The organism is Actinomadura violacea, assembly GCF_017573465.1.
Taxonomy (GTDB): domain Bacteria; phylum Actinomycetota; class Actinomycetes; order Streptosporangiales; family Streptosporangiaceae; genus Spirillospora; species Spirillospora violacea.
In genome coordinates this window covers 52,507-68,461 of sequence record NZ_JAGEPF010000032.1, presented here as the reverse complement: position 1 = coordinate 68,461, position 15,955 = coordinate 52,507, and the positions used below count along the sequence as shown (strand labels likewise).

The 15,955-nt window shown below is 74.6% G+C and carries 16 protein-coding genes and 1 tRNA gene; 6 read left to right on the top strand and 11 right to left on the bottom strand.

The features are described from left to right. Positions 1-82: 82 nt before the first annotated feature. The 3 genes from J4709_RS41535 (at position 83) to J4709_RS41525 (ending at position 3,330) form a co-directional block, all read left to right on the top strand. Positions 83-1,492, top strand: a complete 1,410-nt coding sequence (locus tag J4709_RS41535; RefSeq protein ID WP_307802015.1) for an aldehyde dehydrogenase family protein — start codon at positions 83-85, stop codon at positions 1,490-1,492. Between the two features lie 186 nt (positions 1,493-1,678). Continuing rightward, positions 1,679-2,428, top strand: a complete 750-nt coding sequence (locus J4709_RS41530) for a hypothetical protein (protein WP_208250349.1) — start codon at positions 1,679-1,681, stop codon at positions 2,426-2,428. Positions 2,429-2,478: 50 nt separating this feature from the next. Next, positions 2,479-3,330 carry a helix-turn-helix domain-containing protein gene (locus tag J4709_RS41525; RefSeq protein ID WP_208250347.1) on the top strand — a complete coding sequence of 284 codons (852 nt, stop codon included), beginning with the start codon at positions 2,479-2,481 and terminating at the stop codon, positions 3,328-3,330. Here the strand turns inward: J4709_RS41525 and J4709_RS41520 are convergent. The 3 genes from J4709_RS41520 to J4709_RS41510 form a co-directional block, all read right to left on the bottom strand. Further along, on the bottom strand, positions 3,327-3,656 hold the full coding sequence (locus tag J4709_RS41520) for a DMT family transporter (protein ID WP_208250346.1): 330 nt from the start codon (positions 3,654-3,656) through the stop codon (positions 3,327-3,329). The genes J4709_RS41525 and J4709_RS41520 overlap by 4 nt on opposite strands. Before the next feature lie 48 nt (positions 3,657-3,704). Next, on the bottom strand, positions 3,705-4,568 hold the full coding sequence (locus J4709_RS41515; protein ID WP_208250343.1) for an LLM class flavin-dependent oxidoreductase: 864 nt from the start codon (positions 4,566-4,568) through the stop codon (positions 3,705-3,707). A 76-nt stretch (positions 4,569-4,644) separates the two neighbouring features. After that, entirely contained in the window at positions 4,645-5,778 is a 1,134-nt protein-coding gene (locus tag J4709_RS41510; protein WP_307802014.1) for a helix-turn-helix domain-containing protein, read from the bottom strand. Between the two features lie 142 nt (positions 5,779-5,920). Here J4709_RS41510 and J4709_RS41505 point away from each other — a divergent pair, with 142 nt between their 5' ends. Continuing rightward, a complete protein-coding gene (locus tag J4709_RS41505) occupies positions 5,921-6,715 on the top strand; it encodes a class II aldolase/adducin family protein (RefSeq protein ID WP_208250341.1) in 795 nt (264 codons plus the stop codon). 81 nt (positions 6,716-6,796) lie between these two features. Here J4709_RS41505 and J4709_RS41500 read toward each other — a convergent pair whose 3' ends face one another. Next, positions 6,797-7,255: a MarR family winged helix-turn-helix transcriptional regulator gene (locus J4709_RS41500; protein WP_208250339.1), complete on the bottom strand. Its 459-nt coding sequence runs from the start codon at positions 7,253-7,255 to the stop codon at positions 6,797-6,799. 56 nt (positions 7,256-7,311) lie between these two features. On the opposite strand from J4709_RS41500, the gene J4709_RS41495 reads away from it, so the two are divergent. Continuing rightward, positions 7,312-7,713 (top strand): VOC family protein, encoded by a 402-nt coding sequence (locus J4709_RS41495; RefSeq protein WP_208250336.1) that lies wholly within the window; start codon positions 7,312-7,314, stop codon positions 7,711-7,713. A gap of 196 nt (positions 7,714-7,909) precedes the next feature. Here J4709_RS41495 and J4709_RS41490 read toward each other — a convergent pair whose 3' ends face one another. Together J4709_RS41490 and J4709_RS41485 are read right to left on the bottom strand one after the other, a co-directional pair. Further along, entirely contained in the window at positions 7,910-9,331 is a 1,422-nt protein-coding gene (locus J4709_RS41490) for an ATP-binding protein (protein WP_208250334.1), read from the bottom strand. Beyond that, entirely contained in the window at positions 9,328-10,974 is a 1,647-nt protein-coding gene (locus tag J4709_RS41485; protein ID WP_232384850.1) for an NAD(P)/FAD-dependent oxidoreductase, read from the bottom strand. Before J4709_RS41485 ends, J4709_RS41490 begins: the two co-directional genes overlap by 4 nt. A 130-nt stretch (positions 10,975-11,104) precedes the next feature. Here J4709_RS41485 and J4709_RS41480 point away from each other — a divergent pair, with 130 nt between their 5' ends. Then, positions 11,105-12,160, top strand: coding sequence for a Gfo/Idh/MocA family oxidoreductase (locus J4709_RS41480; protein WP_208250324.1), 1,056 nt, complete (start codon positions 11,105-11,107; stop codon positions 12,158-12,160). A 7-nt stretch (positions 12,161-12,167) separates the two neighbouring features. Here the strand turns inward: J4709_RS41480 and J4709_RS41475 are convergent, their stop codons facing one another. From J4709_RS41475 to J4709_RS41455, 5 genes are all read right to left on the bottom strand, one after another. Then, positions 12,168-13,004, bottom strand: coding sequence for an endonuclease/exonuclease/phosphatase family protein (locus J4709_RS41475; protein WP_208250314.1), 837 nt, complete (start codon positions 13,002-13,004; stop codon positions 12,168-12,170). A 62-nt stretch (positions 13,005-13,066) separates the two neighbouring features. Further along, a complete protein-coding gene (locus tag J4709_RS41470; RefSeq protein WP_307802012.1) occupies positions 13,067-14,086 on the bottom strand; it encodes a coiled-coil domain-containing protein in 1,020 nt (339 codons plus the stop codon). Positions 14,087-14,284: 198 nt separating this feature from the next. Beyond that, positions 14,285-14,725 (bottom strand): HNH endonuclease, encoded by a 441-nt coding sequence (locus J4709_RS41465; RefSeq protein ID WP_208250306.1) that lies wholly within the window; start codon positions 14,723-14,725, stop codon positions 14,285-14,287. A 24-nt stretch (positions 14,726-14,749) separates the two neighbouring features. Beyond that, a tRNA-Asn gene (locus J4709_RS41460) sits at positions 14,750-14,820 on the bottom strand. 158 nt (positions 14,821-14,978) lie between these two features. Continuing rightward, positions 14,979-15,947: a hypothetical protein gene (locus J4709_RS41455; RefSeq protein WP_208250304.1), complete on the bottom strand. Its 969-nt coding sequence runs from the start codon at positions 15,945-15,947 to the stop codon at positions 14,979-14,981. Between the last annotated feature and the right edge of the window lie 8 nt (positions 15,948-15,955).

Here is a 15,955-nt window from a genome sequence, read left to right as displayed (position 1 = left end):
CGGGGAGCGCTCGTCAAGAGGGCGCCCCAGGGTGAATACTGAACGTCATTCGGTTAGCCGGCCCCCCGAGCGGAGGAGCAACGTGTCCGAGAACTTCGCGATGACGATCGACGGCGCGGCGGTGGACGCGCCCGCCACCTTCGGAGTGATCAACCCGGCGACCGGCGAGGTGGCCGAACGCGCGCCGGACGCCTCCCGCGACCAGCTGGACGCGGCGATGGCCGCCGCGCAGGCCGCCTACGCCGAGTGGCGGCGCGACGAGTCCGCCCGGCGCAAGGCGCTGCTGGCCGCGGCCGACGTGCTGTTCGCCCGGTCCGAGGAGATCGGCCGCATCCTGACGCTGGAGCAGGGCAAGCCGCTCGCCGACGGGACCATGGAGGTCGTCGGCGCCGGCGTGTGGCTGAAGTACTTCGCCGAGCTGGACCTGCCGCGCGAGGTCATCCAGGACGACGACAACGCCGTGGTCGAGGTCGTCCGCCGCCCGATGGGCGTCGTCGCGGCGATCACCCCGTGGAACTACCCGCTGCTGCTGGCGGTCTGGAAGATCGCGCCCGCGCTGCTGGCCGGGAACACGATGGTGCTCAAGCCGTCCCCGTTCACGCCGCTGTCCAGCCTGAAGCTCGGCGAGGTGCTGCGCGAGGTGCTGCCGCCCGGCGTGCTCAACGTGGTCACCGGCGGCGACGAGCTGGGCGCCTGGATGACCGGGCACGAGGTGCCCCGCAAGATCAGCTTCACCGGCAGCGTGGCCACCGGCAAGCGGGTCGCCGCGGCCGCCGCGCCGGACCTGAAGCGGGTGACGCTGGAGCTCGGCGGCAACGACCCGGCGATCCTGCTGGACGACGCCGACCCGGCGGCGGTCGCGCCGAAGCTGTTCGGCGGCGCCTTCCAGAACAACGGCCAGGTCTGCTCGGCGATCAAGCGCGTGTACGTGCCGGAGGCGCTGTACGGCGACGTCGTCGACGCGCTGGCCGAGCAGGCGAAGGCCGCCAAGGTCGGCAACGGCCTGGAGGAGGGCGTCCAGTACGGGCCGATCAACAACAGGCCGCAGTACGAGCGGGTCAGCGAGCTGGTCGCGGACGCGCTCGCCGGCGGGGCCCGCGCGGCCGCGGGCGGCAGGCCGATCGACGGCCCCGGCTACTTCTTCGAGCCGACGATCCTCGCCGACATCGCCGACGGCGCCCGGATCGTGGACGAGGAGCAGTTCGGCCCCGCGCTGCCGATCATCAAGTACACGGACCTGGACGAGGCGCTCGCCCGCGCGAACGGCACCCACTTCGGGCTGTCCGGCTCGGTGTGGAGCGCCGACGCCGACCGGGCCGCGGACGTCGCGGGGCGGCTGGAGTGCGGCACCGCCTGGGTGAACACCCACCTCGCGCTCGCGCCGCACCAGCCGTTCGGCGGCTTCAAGTGGAGCGGCGTCGGCGTCGAAAACGGCCCGTGGGGCCTGTACGGGTTCACCGAGATGCAGGTGATCCACCGCTCGAAGCACTGAGGGCCCGGCGCGAGGGGGCCGCGGGTCCCCTCGCGCCCGCTCCGCCCTCCGCAGCGACATGTGCGGAAAGTCACGACTTCGAGTCCGGAAAGTGACATCACCACTACTGGCGGTCCGGTGCCGTAATGGCACACTTTCTGAGCGAGACCCGTGGGGACCACCGCACCGCCGACGTGGAGGAGCCGGATGCAGACCTGGGACGTCGTCCGCCAGGACGATCTCGGCAACAGCTTCCATGTGGCCGCGCACGACTCGCGGGTCTCCGCGCTCGCGCAGGTCCTGGCCCTGGAGAGCGGCGTCCCGCACCGGCAGATCTACTGGGTCGAGGGGCCGCCCGGCCCGGCCGTCCGGACCAACCGCGAGCTGTATCTGATCTTCCTGCAGCTCGGCCAGGAGGCCCGCGCCGCGTCCTGGTCGCTGTCGGCGTTCCTGCGCGCGCTGTGGAAGGTGTCGGCTCCGCTGCGCGACAACGAGCGCCTGGAGCCCGACGATGTCGCGGCGATGTTCGCCGCCGCGTCCACCACGCCGCCCGCCGCCTTCGACCCGGCGTGGAGCGCCAAGGACCTGTCGCTGCCCGGCGACGAGCCGGACGGGTACGCCGACTGGGAGCGGGTCGTGCTGTCCCAGCTCGCCGACCTGGAGGAGTTCCTCGCCAGCCCGCCGGGACCGCAGGCCCGGTTCGGCGTCGACGCGCCCCGCCCGCCCGGCTCGGGCGCCCGCGCCACCCCGGCCCGCTGGTACAACTTCGACCCGGCGACGTACCTGGAGTGCGCGGTCGCCGGGAGCCTCGGCGGCTGGGACGCGGCGGACGGCGCGCGGGTGCCGGTGCCGCCCCGGGCCGGGGAGCCGCCCGCCCGCTCCTACGTCCGCGAGATCACCACGATGACCTGGGGCGACCTCGCGCGGATCGCGGTGTGCGGGCAGATGTACGAGTGAACCCGGCCGGCGGCGGCGCGATGTCGGCGGCCGGTGGTAGTAGTGGGGGCATGGAGGACAGGCCGGTCGAGGTCCGCGACCGGGGAGGCTGGCTGGAGGCGACCGGGCGCCCGCATCGCGCGCTGCGCCCGTTCCTGCGCACCTACCAGGGCTATTGGGAGCCGGAGGCGGTGCCGTTCCGGATGCGGACGCTGCCGACCCGCTGCGCCGTCGTCATCGTGAACCTCGGACCGCCGATGCGGCTGGTGACACCCGCCTCCCCCGGCACCGAGTACGGGTCGTTCGTCGCGGGCATGCACGACGGCCACGGTGAGTACACGACGCCGGGCGGGCAGCACGGCGTCCAGCTCGACATCACCCCGCTCGGCGCGTACACGCTGCTCGGCGTGCCGATGGCCCGGCTCACCAACGCGGCCGTCGAGCTGCCCGACCTGCTCGGGCCGGGCGCCGCGGCGCTCGTCGAGCGGCTCGCCGGGACGCCGTCGTGGGCGGCCCGGTTCGACCTGCTGGACGCGTTCCTGCTGCGCCGGCTGGAGATCGGGCCGGTCCCGGACGCGGAGGTCGCGCGGGCGTGGCGGCTGCTGGACGGCAGCGGCGGCGCCGTCGGGGTCGCGCGGCTCGCAGCGGACGTGGGGTGGAGCCGCCGGCACCTCACCCAGCGGTTCACCGAGCAGGCCGGGCTGCCGCCCAAGGTGATGGGCCGGGTGCTGCGCTTCCAGCGGGCCGTCGGGCTGCTGTCGCGCGGCGGCCTCGGGCTCGCCGAGGCCGCCGCGGTCTGCGGCTACTACGACCAGGCGCACCTGAACCGGGAGTTCCGCGCGATGGCGGGCTGCACGCCGTCGCAGCTGCTCGGCGGCCTGCTGGAGCAGCAGCGGACCACCACCGCGGTCGAGCCCGCCTAGCCCCGGCTCACCCCGCCGCCGAGGTTCATCACGATGACGCCGAGGACGATGATCACCGCGCCCGCGATCGTGGCCGGCTTGATCTGCTCGCCGAACAGCACGACGCCGCCGGCGAACGCCCCGATGGTGCCGAGCGCGGACCAGATCGCGTAGACCGGCCCGACGTTCAGGGAGGTGAGCGCCTTCGCCATGAACACGAACGAGATCAGGTATCCGGCGACCACCAGGACGGACGGCCCGAGCTTGCTCATCCCCTCCGAGGCGCGCATCGCCAGCGTGGCGGTGACCTCGAAGGCGATCGCGAAGGCCAGCAGGACGTACGGCATCGGCGCAGTCTAGCCGGGCGCGCCGCGGCCGGACCGGGGCCCCCGGGCTCAGCGGGCGCCCTCCGCGGCGGCGGCCTCGAACACCTTCATGTCGGCCTCCCACGGGGTGCCGGGGCGCGGCCAGTGCAGGGCGATCTCGGTGATGCCGAGCTCGGCGTACCGGCCCGCGAGGTCGGCGAACGCGCCGGCCGACTCCAGCCACGGCTCGTCGCTGAACCCGGTCAGCAGGATCTTCTCCTCCACGTCGCGGCCCTCGGCCTCGCACGCCTCCGCGAGCGCCGCCAGCCGCTCGCGGACCACGTCCTGCGGCTTGCGGCCGTCGGCGTGGCCGCTGGTCACCCAGCCGGAGCCGTACCGGGCGGCGAGCCGCATGCCGCGCGGCCCGTCGCCGGCGATGACGAACGGGACGCGGGGCCGCTGCACGCAGCCGGGGTCCGACACCACGTCCCGCGCGGTGTAGAAGGCGCCCTCGTGGGTGGTCTCGGGGCCGCGCAGCACCCGGTCGAGGAGGTCGACCCAGTCGGCGAACCGGTCGGCGCGCTCGCGGGGCGTCCAGTCGCCGCCGCCGAGGACGCCCGCGTCGGACTGCCGGCGCGTCCCGCCCGCGCCGATCCCGATGGTGAGCCGGCCGCCGCTGACGTGGTCGATCGTCTTGATCGCGTGCGCGGTCGGCACCGGGTGCCGGAAGTTCGGCGAGGTGACCAGCGTGCCGAGCCGGACCCGCGCGGTGACGGCGGCCGCGGCGGCCATCGTGGCGTACGCGTCGTACCAGGGCGTAGTCCCGCGCCAGGCCAGGTGGTCGTACACCCAGGCGTGGTGGAACCCGAGCTCCTCGGCGCGCCGCCACAGCTCGCCCGCCTCGGGCCACGACTGCATCGGCCACATCACCGTGCTGATCCGCGGTGCGGTCACTGCTCCCCCGTTCTCGTTCCGGGACGCCCCGGGCCGGGGCGGCGCTCCCATCCCATCACCCGGCTCGGACGTCCGGTCACGCGCGGGCCGCCGCGAGCCACCGGCGCAGCGCCCACCACCAGTGCGCCGTCCGCTCCACCGCCGCGCCACTGGACGGGTCGAGCAGCGCGCGGCCGGTCAGCTCCTGGAACCGCCGCATCCGGTACTTCACGGTGTTGCCGTGGACGTGCAGCGCTGCGGCGGTCGGCTCGATCCGGCCGCCGTGGTCGAGGTAGGCGAGCGCGGTCTCGGCGAGCTCCCGGTGGAACGGGTCGCCGCGGTCGAGCGCCCCGAGAAGACCGTCCGCGAGAAGACCGCCGAGGTCGGGCTCCGCCTGGGTGACGGTGAGCAGCGCGAGCCCGGCCAGCTCCCGCAGCCCGGCCAGCCCCGCCGCGGCGCCGGCGCGCAGGGCGCGGCGGCCCAGCTCGTACAGCGGTGCGACGCCGCCGGGCCGTGCGGGCGGCGCCGCGACGAGCAGCGGCCCGGTCCGGACGGGCGCGGGCAGCCGCGCCACCAGCGCGGCGAACCGCCCGTCCACCAGCCCGCACAACCCCGGACCGGCCGCGACCAGGCGCGCTTCCAGGCCCGCCGCGACCGCCGGGTCGCTGACGTCGGAGACGACGCAGTGGTACTCGGCGTCCGGATCGAGCGGCGCGAGGACGGGGACGGCCTCGCCGTGCAGGAGCTGCCGCAGCATCTGGACGCGGCCCTCCCGCGTGGTCCGGGCCATCTCCAGCTCGGCGACCCGGTGCGCGTGCACCATCCGGTGGACGAGCGCGGTGTTGATCTCGTCGATGCGGCTGACGCCGTCCAGGAGCAGCGCGTCGGGCACGCCCTGGCGGCGGCCGTCCTCGATGAGCGTGCGGACGAGGTGGGCGCGGCCCGCCTGGAACCCGTCCAGGAACGCCGCGACCGGCACGCCCTGCCGGGCCCGGTCCGAGCCGAGCCGCTCCGCGGCGCGCAGCACGTCCTCGCCGGGGGCGCCGTCCACCAGCGCGGTGAGCACGCCGCGCAGCAGCGCGCGGGTGTGCCGCCGCGTCTCCTCCTCGGGCAGCGCGGCGACCATCTCCGACCGGCCGCGCGCCGCGCGCACCGCGCCCTCCAGCAGCCGCGGGTCGTCGCCGCGCTCGCTCACCAACCGCAGGAACCGGTCGTCCTCGCTGGACTCCACACCGCCATTGTCCACCGCCGTTGTCCCGTACGGACAACGAGCCGGGCGGCGCTTGGGCCGCCTCCCCTAGCGGGCCGCCCGCCGCCTGGTGTTCGCTGGCGGTAGTGCCCAGCGGTGTCCAACGAGCCCGAGGAGTTCGCCGATGTCCGACGACGAGCAGTTCCTGGAGAAGCTGCCCACCGACCTGATCTTCCGGCTGCCGCCCACCTTCGAGAACGTGGAGGACGAGCGCCGGCACCGCAAGGAGCGGCTGGCGGCCGCGCTGCGGATCTTCGGCAAGTTCGGCTTCGAGGAGGGCGTCGCCGGGCACATCACCGCCCGCGACCCCGAGCGCACCGACCACTTCTGGGTCAACCCGTTCGGGATGTCCTTCAAGCACATCAAGGTCAGCGACCTGATCCTCGTCAACCACCAGGGGCAGGTCGTCGAGGGCCGCTACCCGGTGAACGAGGCCGCGTTCGCGATCCACTCGCAGGTGCACCAGGCACGCCCGGACGTCGTCGCCGCCGCGCACAGCCACTCCACGCACGGCCGCGCGATCTCCGCGCTCGGCCAGAAGCTCGAGCCGATCACTCAGGACGTGTGCGCCTTCTACCAGGACCACGGCCTGTTCGACGACTACACCGGCGTCGTCACCGACCTGGAGGAGGGCAAGCGCATCGCCACCGCCCTCGGCGAGTCCAAGGCCGTCATCCTGCGCAACCACGGCCTGCTCACCGTCGGCGACACGGTCGATGCGGCCGCGTGGTGGTTCATCACGATGGAGCGCTCGTGCCAGGTGCAGCTGCTGGCGAAGGCCGCCGGGCAGGTCGTGCCGATCGAGCACGACAACGCCGTCCTCACCCACGAGCAGATCGGCAACGACCTCGTCGGCTGGATCAACTACCAGCCGCTCTACGACCAGATCACCCGCGAGCAGCCCGACCTGTTCGACTAGCCCCCCGGGCATGTGGCGGCCCCGGCGCTCCCCCGTTCGCGCCGGGGCCGCCGCATGCCCGGGGGCCCGTGTCCCGGCGGGTCAGCGGGCCCTCGGGTCGTGGTGCGCCAGCAGGACGCGGGCCATCCGCTCGAACGCGGCCCTGTCCTCGGCGGGCAGCGGGGCCAGCAGCTCGGCGTCCAGCGCCGCGGCGCGGCGGCCGATCTCGTCCAGCTCCGCGCGTCCCTCCGCGGTCGGCTCGACGACGTAGCGGCGCCGGTCCGACGGGTCGCGCTCGCGCCGCACGAACCCGGCCGCCTCCAGCCGGCCGACCACCTCCACCAGGTCGCTCGGGTCGATGCGCAGCCGCTCGCCCAGCTCCCGCTGCGAGGCGGGGGACGCGTCGTCCAGCGCGGACAGCACGGCGAAATGCCACAGGCCGAGGCCGTGCTCGTCCATCAGCCGGCCCATCCGGACGCGTCCGGCCCGTCCCACCTGGGCCAGCACGAACGTGGTGATGCCGAGCAGGCGGGGCGGCAGCGGGCCCGCGGTGTCGTCCATGCCCCTATTGTAGGGTTACACCCATCATTGGTGCACACCCACGAATTGGAGGCGGCATGGACGCGCTCTACCCGCGCCTGCTGGTGGACGACTTCGGCGCCTGCGCCCGGTTCTACGCCGCGGCGCTCGACGAGCTGCTCGGCATCCGGCCCGTCAAGCTGCTGCCCGACGCCGAGTACGCCAACTGGGACTACGAGGGCGAGTGCGTCCTGGTCCTGATGGGGCGCGCCCGCATGGCCGAGACGGCCGGCACCGCGAACCTGCCCGCCCCGTCCGGCCAGGACGGCTCGATGCTGGTGTTCCGGGTGGACGACGTCGACAAGGCCGCCGCCGCGCTCGGCGCTCTCGGCGGCACCGCCGTGACGGAGCCCGCGGACCGTCCGGAATGGGGGCCCGGGCTGCGGGCGGCGCACCTGCGCGACCCCGCCGGCAACCTGCTGGAACTCCAGTCGTACTGACTCCGCGGATCAGGGCCGGCCGGGCACCGAGGAGGGGCGCTCGGAAAGGGCGCTCGGCCCGGCGGAGGGAGGTTCCGCCGGGCCGACCCGGTGTGAGCCCGTGCGGACAGCACATCACGCACGCGGCGGCGCGCGCTTGTCCCTCACCGACGAAAAGGACCGCGCCACCCCGCCGGAAACTGACAGGACGGCGCCGTCAGTCCCCGTTGCGCGACGGCTCCGCCAGCGGCAGCAGCACCTGGAAGCGGGTGTCGCCCGGCAGCGACTCCACCCTGATGTCGCCGCCGTGCCGGTCCGCGACGATCCGCCAGGAGATGTCGAGCCCGAGCCCCGTCCCCTGCCCCACCGGCTTGGTGGTGAAGAACGGCGTGAAGATCCGGTCGATGTTCTCCTCCGGGATGCCGCACCCGGTGTCGGCGATCTCCACCATCGCCTGGTCGTTCACGCGGCTCGTCCGGATCGTGAGCGTGCCCGAGCCCTCCATCGCGTACAGCGCGTTCACGATCAGGTTCGTCCAGACCTGGTTCAGCTCCGCCGCGTACACCGGCACCGCCGGCAGGGACTCATCGTAGACGGTCTTCACCGCCACGCCCGGCCCGAACTTGCGCTTGAGCATCGTCAGCGTGCTGTCGAGCAGCTCGCGCAGGTCGACCCGCTGGTAGGCGGCCCGGTCCAGCTGCGAGTACTGCCGGGCCGAGTCCAGCAGCGCGGTGATCCGGTCCATCGCCTCGGAGATCTCCGCCTGGAGCTGCCCGACCTCCATCACCTCCGCCAGCCACCGGATCGCCGAGGGCAGGTGCTCGCCGGCCGCCTGCGCGACCTCCTCCGCCTGCTCCACCCCGATCCCGGCGGAGACCAGGCCGGGCGCCAGGTCCCAGGCGTCCTCGACGCCGTGCTCGTCCAGCCAGTCGCCCAGCTCGTCCTCGGCGTCGCTGACCTCCAGCGGGCTGCGCCGCGTGCTCGGCGCCGCGGGCAGCGTGGGCCGCAGCGCCACGAGCGCCGCCAGCCGCGTGCAGTCGGCGCCCTGCGCGGCGAGGCCGGCGAGCGTCTTCTGCGCCGCGATCAGCCGGTCCCCCAGCTCGGCGCTCGCCCGCGCCGCCGCCGCGGCCGGGTTGTTCAGCTCGTGGGTGAGCCCCGCGGTGATCGTGCCGAGCGCGGTGAGCCGCTCGCGCTGGTCGACGGCCCGCCGCAGGTTCGTCATCCCGAAGAAGATCCCGGCCAGCAGATGCGTCGCCATCGGGAACCACTTGCGGACGGCCTTGCTGAACTTGCGGGCCGGCAGCACGAACACCCGCGACGGCCGCGTCGCCCGGAGCGTGTGCTGGTACTTCTGCTCGATCTGGTCGTCCAGGTACGCCTGGACGGCGCCGCCATAGGTGCCCGGACGCGACGTCCGGTTGGTCTCGACGGTGTGGTCGCGGACGAGCTGCGACATCGCCATCTCGCCGTCGAGCAGCACGTACAGGAACTCGGCGGGTTCGCCCTGCGCGCAGATCACCCCGTCGGCGGGGATCTCCGCGACCGTCCCGCACAGGGACAGCCATTCCAGCTTCTGGTCGTCGAGGTCCTCGAAGAGGAACAGCGACCGCAGCTCCTCCGGGGACGCGGTGATGCTCATGCCTGCTCCAAGTAGCGGTGGACGAGCGCGACGGCCATCGCGCCGTCGCCGACGGCGGACGCGACCCGCTTCATCGACTCCGAGCGGACATCGCCCGCCGCGAACACGCCGGGAACGCTGGTCTCCAGGTGGTACGGCTGGCGGGCGAGCGGCCACCCGGCCGGGCGGCGCCCGCCGGCGACCAGGTCGGGGCCGGTGACGACGTACCCGCGCTCGTCGCGCTCGACGAAGCCGTCCAGCCAGCCCGTGCCCGGTTCGGCGCCGATGAACACGAACAGCCAGTGCGCGTCGATGGTCTTCTTGCCGCCCGGCCACGCGAACGTGAGGCGCTCCAGCCGGTCGGCGCCCTCCGCGGCGCAGACCGTCTTGCCGGTGTGCACCTCGATGTTGGGCGTCTGCTCGATCTGCTCGATCAGGTAGTGCGACATCGACTTCTCCAGGCCGTCCGCCCGGACGATGATGTGCACCTTCTTGGCGTACTTGGCCAGGTGCACGGCCGCCTGGCCCGCGGAGTTCGCGCCGCCGACGACCGCGACCTCCTCGTCGGCGCAGGATGGCGCCTCGGTGAGCGCCGCGCCGTAGTACACGCCGCGGCCGACGAAGTCGTCCACGCCCTCGGCGTTCAGCCGCCGATACGACACGCCGCTCGCGAGGATGACGGCGTGCGCGGCGATCTCGGAGCCGTCGGCGAGCCGCGCCACCCGCGCCGTGCCGCGCGCCTCCAGCCCGACGACCTCCCCGGCCTGCAGCAGCTCCGCGCCGAACCGGTCGGCCTGCCGGCGGGCCCGGTCGGCGAGCTGCTGGCCGGTCACCCCGTCGGGGAAGCCGAGGTAGTTCTCGATCCGGGAGCTCTGCCCGGCCTGCCCGCCGAGCGCGCGCCGCTCCACCACGACGGTCTTCAGCCCCTCGGACGCCCCGTAGACGGCGGCGCCGAGCCCGGACGGCCCGCCGCCCACCACGATCAGGTCGTAGAAGCCGGTGGACGGGCTGCTCGGCAGCCCGATCGCCGACGCCAGCTCCGCGTCCGACGGCGCGCACAGCGTGTCCCCGCCCGCCGTCACCACCAGCGGCAGCTCCGGCGACCCCGCCGCCGCGATCAGCTCCGCGCCCTCGGGGTCGGTGTCCATCAGCCAGGTGTAGGGCGCCTGGTGGCGGGCCAGGAAGTCGCGGACCTCGTAGCAGCGGGCCGACCAGCGGTGCCCGACGACCCGCAGCTCGGCGGGCCGGGACCGGTCGGTGCGCCGCCACGCGTCCAGCTGCGCGTCGATCACCGGGTAGAACTTCTCCTCCGGCGGGTTCCACGGCTTCAGCAGGTAGTGGTCGAGGTCGACGACGTTGATCGCGCGGATCGCGGCGTCGGTGTCGGCGTAGGCGGTCAGCAGGACCCGGCGCGCGTACGGGAACAGGTCCATGGCCCGTTCCAGGAACTCCACGCCGTTCATCTCGGGCATCCGGTGGTCGGCGAGCAGGACCGCCGTGTCGTCGCCGCGCAGCCGCAGCTCGCTCAGCGCGTCCAGGGCCTGCCGCCCCGACTCGGCCCGGACGATCCGGTACGTCTCGGCGTACCGGCGGCGCAGGTCGCGCGCCACCGCCCGGGACACGCCCGGGTCGTCGTCGACCGTCAGCAGCACTGGTTTGGACAACGCGTCCCCCTCATCCCATGACATCCCCGGGCAAAAGCCTACGTGGCCCGGCCCGCCGCGTCCCCGCCCGCACGGCCCGGCCGCGACCCCGGCGCCCGGCGGCCGGGACCGCATCGGTAATGATCGTCGCATGGACCTGCGAGTTGCGCTGATCGGATACGGCACCGGGGGCGCGGTGTTCCACGCGCCCCTGATCTCCTCGGTGCCGGGGATGCGGCTCGCCGCGGTCGTCACCGGGAACCCGGAGCGGGCGCGCGCCGTCGCCGAGCGCCACCCCGGGACCAGCGTCCTCGCCAGCCCCGACCGGCTGTGGGAGGCCTCCGGCGGCTACGACCTGGTCGTGGTCGCCGCGCCGAACCGGCAGCACGTGCCGCTGGCCCGCACCGCGCTGACCTCGGGCCTCCCGGTCGTCGTGGACAAGCCGGCCGCGGCGACGGCCGCCGACGCCCGCTCCCTCGCCGCCCTGAGCGCCGTCCGGGGGCTGCCGGTCATCCCGTTCCACAACCGGCGCTGGGACGGCGACTACCTGACCGTCCTGCGGCTGGCCGGCTCCGGCGCGCTCGGTGACGTGCTGCGCCTGGAGTCCCGGTTCGAGCGGTGGCGGCCCGAGGTGAAGCCCGGCTGGAAGGAGAGCGCGGACCCGCGCGACGCCGGCGGCATCCTCTACGACCTCGGCTCCCACCTGATCGACCAGGCGATCGCGCTGTTCGGCCGGCCCGAGCGGGTCTACGCCGAGATCGACACGCGCCGCCCCGGCGCCGCGGCGCCCGACGACGCGTTCGTTGCGCTCGAGCACCGCGGCGGGACCCGCTCGCACCTCTGGATGAGCGCGACCGCCGCGCAGCTCGGGCCGCGGTTCCGGGTGCTCGGCGACCGCGCCGCCTACACGGTGCACGGGATGGACGGGCAGGAGGAGGCGCTGCGCGCCGGCCTCGCCCCGAAGGACCCCGGCTACGGCATCGCGCCGCCCGAGTCGTACGGCCGGCTCGGCACGCCGGGCGACGACCGCCCCGAGCCCACCGCACCCGGCGCCTACCAGGAGTTCTACGCGGCGGTGGCGCGCGCGCTGCGCGGCGAGGCGCCCCCGCCCGTCACCCTCAACGACGCGATCGCGGGCCTGGAGGTCATCGAAGCCGCCCTCCGCTCCGCCGGCGAGCACACCGTCGTGAGCACCCGTCCGGAGTGACCGCCGGTCAGTAGCGCAGGTCCGCCAGCACGCCGTAGTGGTCGGAGGCGACGACGCCGTTCACCGGTTCGGCGCCCAGCAGCGCGCAGTGCACGGGATGGCCCGCGCCGCCCGCGCGCGGCCACGCGGCGAAGATGTGGTCGATACGGCGGTCCGGCCACAGGACGGGCCGCGTCCACGGGTTGGCGTTGCTCCAGGTGTGACCGGGCGTCCCGTCTCCGGCCATCTCCCACGCGTCGTAGAAGACGACACCCGGCGCGCCCACCGCGGCACGGCCGGTGAGCATGCGGATCTCGTCGGAGTCGGGGCCGGCGTTGAAGTCGCCCGCGACGACCGCCGGCGCGTCCCGGCCCGCCGTCTCGCGCACGTAGGCGGTGAGGTCGCGGACCTGCTCCTGCCGCTGCCCGCTGTGCCCGAGCTTGTAGCCCAGCGCGACGCCGAACACGTGGACGGCGCCGCGCGGGCCCTGGACCTCGGCGTACACCGCGAGACCGCCGTCGCCGCCGGCCGGGTCGCCGAGCGGACGCTCGCCGGTCCGCCCCTGCGGCCAGCGCGACAGGACCGCGATCCCCGAGCGGGCGCCCGGCGCGGCCCCGGAGCCGGATCCGCCGAAGACCGCGTGCGGGAGGCCGAGCGCCTCACCGAGGCGTGCCGCGAGCGAGTCGCCCTCGTCCTCCCACGCCTCCACCAGGACGAGCACGTCGGGCGCCGCGTCCCGGAGGACCTCGATGATCGCCGCCTCGCGCTCCTCGTACGGGCCGTAGCGGTCCCAGACGTTCCAGGTCGCCACCCGGCACGTCGTCTCGGTCAGCGGCCCGTACGGCTCCTCGATGTCATAGCCCATGCGGCGAGCGTGTCATCGCGCGCGCCGCGCGGCCACCCCGCCGGTCACGGGCCGGGCGCGGGTCAGAGCACGGACACGTGGACGTGGTCGTAGTGGTTCTGGGTGACGCTGCCGCGGTCCTCCATCTGGCGCCATCCGCCGCTGCCGCGCATGTCGTAGATGCGCTGCCGCCAGATCACGTACTTGATGCCGAGCCGGGACGCGTTGTCGATCACGTACTGGGCGACGCGGTCGCCGTGCGCCTTGGCGGAGGCGCTCGGCATCTTGCCGCCGGTGCTCTCCATGAAGTCGCAGGCGGTGCCGGAGCCGTGGTCCTGCGGGTCGCCGGGGCGCGAGCAGCCGATGGTGGGGAACGGCCCGAACTTGCCGTCGATCGCCAGCAGGACCGTCCGCATCCGCGGGGTCATCGAGTTGCCGACGATCGGCGACTTGGTCCCGGAGACGCCGTCGGGCTTGCCGCCGCCCGCCGGGGCCTTCGGCACCTCGGGCTTGTACTTGGCGAGCAGCTTCTTGACGCGGGCCCGCTGGCCCTCCAGGTCGTCGATCTCCTTGCGCACGTCGTCGAGCTTCGCCTGCGCCGTCTTGTGCGACTGCGACGCCTTGGCGTTCAGCGCCTCCAGGCTCTGGACGCGGCGGCCGTTGTCCTGGCTGATGTGCTCGAGCACCGAGGCGTCCCGCAGCGCCGCCGACGGGTCGCCGGAGGTGACGAGCGGGATGACGTCGAGCCGCCCGGTCATGTAGCTGGTGGAGGCGATCCGGGCGACCGAGGCGCGGGCCTCGCCGTACTCCCGGTCGGCCCGCGCGGCGTCGGAGTCGGCCCGCTCGGCGGCCTTCTTCGCCTCCTCCAGCGTGACCAGCTCGCCGCGGTACTGCTTGGAGAGGGTGTCCGCCTGCTTCTTGAGCTTCGCGTACTCCTTCTTGAGGTCCTTCTTCGGCTCGGCGGGCACCCGGGCGGCGCCGTCGGCGGCCGGGGGGAGCGCCGCCGAGATCCCGGCCGCGAGGACCAGCACCGCGAGCCGCCGCGCCGCCCGGCGACCGCCGGCGGCGCGCGCCGTCCTGCCGAAGGGACCGAAGGCCGCCACAGATCACTCCCGGATAACAGACGCAAAGATTGGCGGGCACGCTACCACAATCCCGACAAAGCATCCGACATTCGGACGAGCACACTGCGTGGTCCGGGCACCACGGAGACCGGGCGAGCGGGCCGGGCCGCCCGCGGGCGGCCCGGCCCTCCGCCCGTGCCGCCCGGCCCCGCCCCCGCGCCGCCCGGCGGCCTCCCGTCAGAGCCCGACGAGGTCCTCCCAGCGCGGGATCCGCGGCTCCCAGCGCAGCCGCAGGCCGGCCTCGCGCAGCGTCCGGTCGCCCTTGCGGTTGTTGCAGCGGCCGCACGCCAGGACGGTGTTCTCCCAGGTGTTCCCGCCGCCGCGCGACTGCGGGTGCACGTGGTCGATCGTGTTGCCGCGCTGCCCGCAGTAGCCGCACCGGCCCCGGTCGCGCAGGTAGACGCCGCGCTTGCTCCAGGGCGGCCGGCGCCCGTGCCGCCAGCGCATCGCGACGTACCGGACGAGCCTGAGGACCCGCGGCACCGGGAAGCGGCCGATGGTCCGGCCCTCCTCGGCCTCCTCGACGACGGCCACCTCGCGGACCAGCATGCGGATGGCGTGCCGCAGGTCCACCTTTTGTAATGGCTCGTACGACGCGTTCAGGACGAGCACGTTCACCGGGTCACCTCCAACCCCGGGCCGCTGTCCCGCCAGGATTCGAACCTGGATATCCGCATTAACGGTGCGGCGTTCTGCCGTTGAACTACGAGACAATGTTCCGGAAATTCTCCGGTTTCCAGGCATTTCCCGGAAGCCTCCATCAGAATGCCGAGGCACGCCCCGCAAGAGCAACGGTTTTTCCCACCCGGTTCAGGCCACCCGCCCTCCCGCCCCCGAGGTTTCGGCCGGGGGGGGACCGGGGGCGGCGGGGTCAGCCGGGCGGATCGGGGGCGGCGCGGGCCATCTTGGGCATCGCGTCCGCCGCGTCCCGCCACCACGGGTCCTCCGCGGGGCCGCAGGGCGGGGGCGACCCGCTCGGAACGGCATCGGACGCGCCGAACGCCCGGGAAAGGCGGACGGGCGGGACGACCTCGATGGCGGCGGCGCAGTCCGGGCAGTCGGTGCCGGTCCAGCCGAGGCGGACGACGACGGACCCGCCGGAAGCGCCGCCCGCCGGGCCCGCGCCCCAGAATCTCAGGACGTCGGCGGCGGACACGGCGCGCTCGTGCCGGGTGGTGCGGGTGCGGTCGCGGCGGCCCCGGCCGAGCCAGGCGGTCTGCTCGGCGACCAGCTGCCAGGCCAGCCCGCGGACGAGGTTGGCGGCGGTGAGCATGCTCGCGTACGGGACGTGCCGGGCGGCGACCTCCGGGAGGCCGAACCGGTGCAGCCCGGCGGTGTCGATACGGACGCGGGCGGCGTCGGCCGGGTCGAGGGTGACGAACACCGAGACCCACGCGCGGCCGAGGGCGAACTCCTCCGGCTCGGCGGACGGCGGCGAGCCGGGCAGGATCCGCCGGGAGTCGAGGTCGGCGACGGTGCCGCCGACGGCGGCGGCGAGGGCGCGGGCGGCGAGCCGGGCGGCCTGCGCGGTGCGGGGCTGCCCGGCGGGCGGGCCCGCGGCGGTGACCGCGACGTGCCGGCGGGCGCCGACGACCGCCCCGAGCCGGCCCGGCGGCGTCGCGAGCCGGTGGAACCGGGCCTTGAGGTCGCCGGACGGCCGCGTGACGGGTTCGACGACGAGGCTGGCCGCCTTCAGCATCGCGGCGGCCTCGCGGGCGAGGGCGCCGTCGCCGGCGGCGTCCGGGAGGCGGTCCGGCGCGGGGAGCGTCCGGGCCTGGGTCGCCACCAGGAACCGCGTGGTCACCGACGCCGGGACCTCCAGCACGAACCGCCCGCCCATGGGCCGCC

What these genes read in the sequence shown, in the direction of transcription:
- J4709_RS41530 (WP_208250349.1), top strand. Translation starts at nt 1,679, where the DNA reads ATGCAGACCTGGGACGTCGTCCGCCAGGACGATCTCGGCAACAGCTTC.
- J4709_RS41525 (WP_208250347.1), top strand. Translation starts at nt 2,479, where the DNA reads ATGGAGGACAGGCCGGTCGAGGTCCGCGACCGGGGAGGCTGGCTGGAG.
- J4709_RS41520 (WP_208250346.1), bottom strand. Translation starts at nt 3,656, where the DNA reads ATGCCGTACGTCCTGCTGGCCTTCGCGATCGCCTTCGAGGTCACCGCC.
- J4709_RS41505 (WP_208250341.1), top strand. Translation starts at nt 5,921, where the DNA reads ATGTCCGACGACGAGCAGTTCCTGGAGAAGCTGCCCACCGACCTGATC.
- J4709_RS41500 (WP_208250339.1), bottom strand. Translation starts at nt 7,255, where the DNA reads ATGGACGACACCGCGGGCCCGCTGCCGCCCCGCCTGCTCGGCATCACC.
- J4709_RS41495 (WP_208250336.1), top strand. Translation starts at nt 7,312, where the DNA reads ATGGACGCGCTCTACCCGCGCCTGCTGGTGGACGACTTCGGCGCCTGC.
- J4709_RS41490 (WP_208250334.1), bottom strand. Translation starts at nt 9,331, where the DNA reads ATGAGCATCACCGCGTCCCCGGAGGAGCTGCGGTCGCTGTTCCTCTTC.
- J4709_RS41480 (WP_208250324.1), top strand. Translation starts at nt 11,105, where the DNA reads ATGGACCTGCGAGTTGCGCTGATCGGATACGGCACCGGGGGCGCGGTG.
- J4709_RS41475 (WP_208250314.1), bottom strand. Translation starts at nt 13,004, where the DNA reads ATGGGCTATGACATCGAGGAGCCGTACGGGCCGCTGACCGAGACGACG.
- J4709_RS41455 (WP_208250304.1), bottom strand. Translation starts at nt 15,947, where the DNA reads ATGGGCGGGCGGTTCGTGCTGGAGGTCCCGGCGTCGGTGACCACGCGG.